3 protein-coding genes are annotated in these 2,557 nt (G+C 70.2%); all 3 read left to right on the top strand.

Annotated features, from left to right (window positions below; genetic code table 11):
* Nucleotides 1-28: 28 nt before the first annotated feature.
* On the top strand, nucleotides 29-1,234 hold the full coding sequence (locus tag VFW79_RS12090) for an SPFH domain-containing protein (RefSeq protein WP_329677539.1): 1,206 nt from the start codon (nucleotides 29-31) through the stop codon (nucleotides 1,232-1,234).
* Nucleotides 1,235-1,316: 82 nt separating this feature from the next.
* Nucleotides 1,317-1,979, top strand: a complete 663-nt coding sequence (locus VFW79_RS12085) for a TetR/AcrR family transcriptional regulator (protein WP_329677538.1) — start codon at nucleotides 1,317-1,319, stop codon at nucleotides 1,977-1,979.
* A gap of 2 nt (nucleotides 1,980-1,981) precedes the next feature.
* On the top strand, nucleotides 1,982-2,557 hold a 576-nt coding region (locus VFW79_RS12080), incomplete at its 3' end, for an ABC transporter permease (protein WP_329677537.1).

Below are 2,557 nucleotides of genomic sequence, written 5' to 3'. Positions count from 1 at the left end.
CCTCGGACGGTCACACCGAGGAGAACACATGGATCAACCCGGGTACATCATCCTGGCGCTCGTCATCCTCTTCGTCGTCATCGTGCTCGTGCGGGCGGTTCGGATCGTCCCGCAGGCCACCGCGCTCATCATCGAGCGGCTGGGCCGCTACTCGCGCACGCTCGACGCCGGTCTGCACCTGCTCATCCCGTTCGTCGACCGGGTTCGTGCGGGCGTCGACCTGCGCGAGCAGGTCGTGTCGTTCCCGCCGCAGCCCGTGATCACGTCCGACAACCTCGTCGTGAGCATCGACACGGTCATCTACTTCCAGGTGACCGAGCCCAAGTCGGCTGTCTACGAGATCTTCAACTACATCATCGGCATCGAGCAGCTCACGGTCACCACGCTGCGTAACGTCATCGGGTCGATGGACCTCGAGCAGACACTGACGAGCCGTGACCAGATCAACGGCCAGCTCCGCGGCGTCCTCGACGAGGCGACCGGCAAGTGGGGCATCCGGGTCAACCGGGTCGAGCTCAAGTCGATCGACCCGCCGGCGAGCATCCAGGGCTCGATGGAGCAGCAGATGCGCGCCGAGCGCGACCGTCGCGCCGCGATCCTCACGGCCGAGGGCGTCAAGCAGTCGCAGATCCTCACGGCCGAAGGCGACAAGCAGGGAGCGATCCTGCGGGCCGAGGGGTCTGCCCAGGCGGCGATCCTCACCGCCGAGGGTGAGGCCCGCGCGATCCTGCAGGTCTTCGACGCGGTCCACCGCGGGGACGCCGACCCGAAGCTGCTCGCGTACCAGTACCTGCAGATCCTGCCGAAGCTCGCAGCGAGCCCGGCGAACAAGGTCTGGATCATCCCGTCCGAGCTCACCGGTGCCCTGTCCCAGCTCACCCAGGGCTTCTCGGGGTCGTTCACCGGTCAACCGGACGGCACGGCTGCGCCGGCGCGTCCGGTGGGGACTTCTCCGCTCGGCATCGACCTGCCGCCGGTCGCCCTGACCGACCCGGCAGAGGCGTTGGCCGAGGCGCGACGGCAGTCCGCCCTGGCAACGGCCGACGCAACGAGCGCGGGGACCCTGAGCGGTCGTCCGTTCGACCCGTCCGCGGAGGTCGGGCAGCGGCCCGGAGCCGCGGGCGGCGCACCGTCGCATCGGTCGGAGCCCCCGACCCGTCCAGCCGACAGCCCGAACCCGGCGCCCCAGGGACCGGGCGAGCAGGACGTGCCTCCGACGCCGAACCCTGCCTGAGTAGATCCCGGCGGTGCGCTCGGTCGAGCGCACCGCCGGAATCTGCTTGTGAGTGAGTCCTCACTCAGTTAGGCTCCTCCGGGTGAACACACCCACGCCGACGCGAGCGGGCCGAGCCGCGCCGATGAGTCCCGACGAACGACGTGCGTCGATCCTCGCGGCCACGGTCCCCCTCCTTCTCGAGCGTGGCCGGGACGTGACGACGCGCGAGCTGGCAGCGGCCGCCGGCGTCGCCGAGGGCACCCTCTTCCGCGTGTTCGCCGACAAGCAGGAGCTCGTCCGCGCCGCGGTCGCCCAGGTCCTCGACCCCGCGGAGCTGCTCGCCGAGCTTGCGGAGCTGGCCGCGACGGCCGGCAGCTCGACCCTGCACGCGGTGCTGGTACGCGCCGTCACCGTCCTGCAGGTGCGCGGCCAGCGGATCACCTCGATCTTCGTCGTCGCGCACCAGGTCCTCGCCTCGGAGCCCGGGCGCCCGGGCGGCGCACCCGCAGTCGCGCCCCACGGTCACGGCCACGGTCATGACCGCCCGCATCCCATGGACCTGATCGCGGACGCGATGGCGGCGGTCTTCGCACCCCACGCCGCCGAGGTCCGGCGTTCGCCGCAGGACTGCGCACGGTTCCTGACGGCGATCGTCATGGCGACGATCCGCCCCGGCGTCCCCAGCTCGGCCGTGCCCCTGACCCCCGAGGAGGTCGTCGACCTGCTTCTCGACGGCCTTCGCGCCCGCACCGAGGAGAACTGACCATGCTCGTCCGCCTGCTCCGCCAGTACCTGGCCCCCTACCGGACCGGCGTCGTCGCGGTCCTCCTGCTCCAGCTCGTGCAGACGATCGCGACGCTCTACCTGCCGAGCCTGAACGCCGACATCATCGACAACGGTGTCGCGGTCGGTGACACGGGGTACATCGTGCGGATCGGCGCGGTCATGCTCGGTGTCAGCCTCGTCCAGGTCGCCTGCGCGGTCACCGCGGTGTACTTCGGCGCGCGCACCGCGATGGCCCTCGGGCGCGACCTGCGCGAGGGTCTGTTCTCCCACGTGCAGGAGTTCTCGGCGCAGGAGGTCGGCAGGTTCGGGGCGCCCTCGCTGATCACGCGCACGACCAACGACGTGCAGCAGGTGCAGATGGTCATCCTGTTCACGTTCACGATGATGGTGACCGCCCCGATCATGCTCGTCGGCGGCGTGATCATGGCCCTGCGCCAGGATGTCGCGCTGTCGCGTCTTCTCCTCGTCATCGTGCCTGTGCTCGGTGTCGCGGTCGCGCTGATCGTGACCCGGATGGTGCCCTACTTCCGGGTGATGCAGACCAAGATCGACGCC

It is taken from the genome of Cellulomonas sp. (genome assembly GCF_036279715.1).
Lineage (GTDB): Bacteria > Actinomycetota > Actinomycetes > Actinomycetales > Cellulomonadaceae > Cellulomonas_A.
Note: the sequence above shows the minus strand (reverse complement) of the source record. Positions and strands in the feature narration are given on the sequence as shown.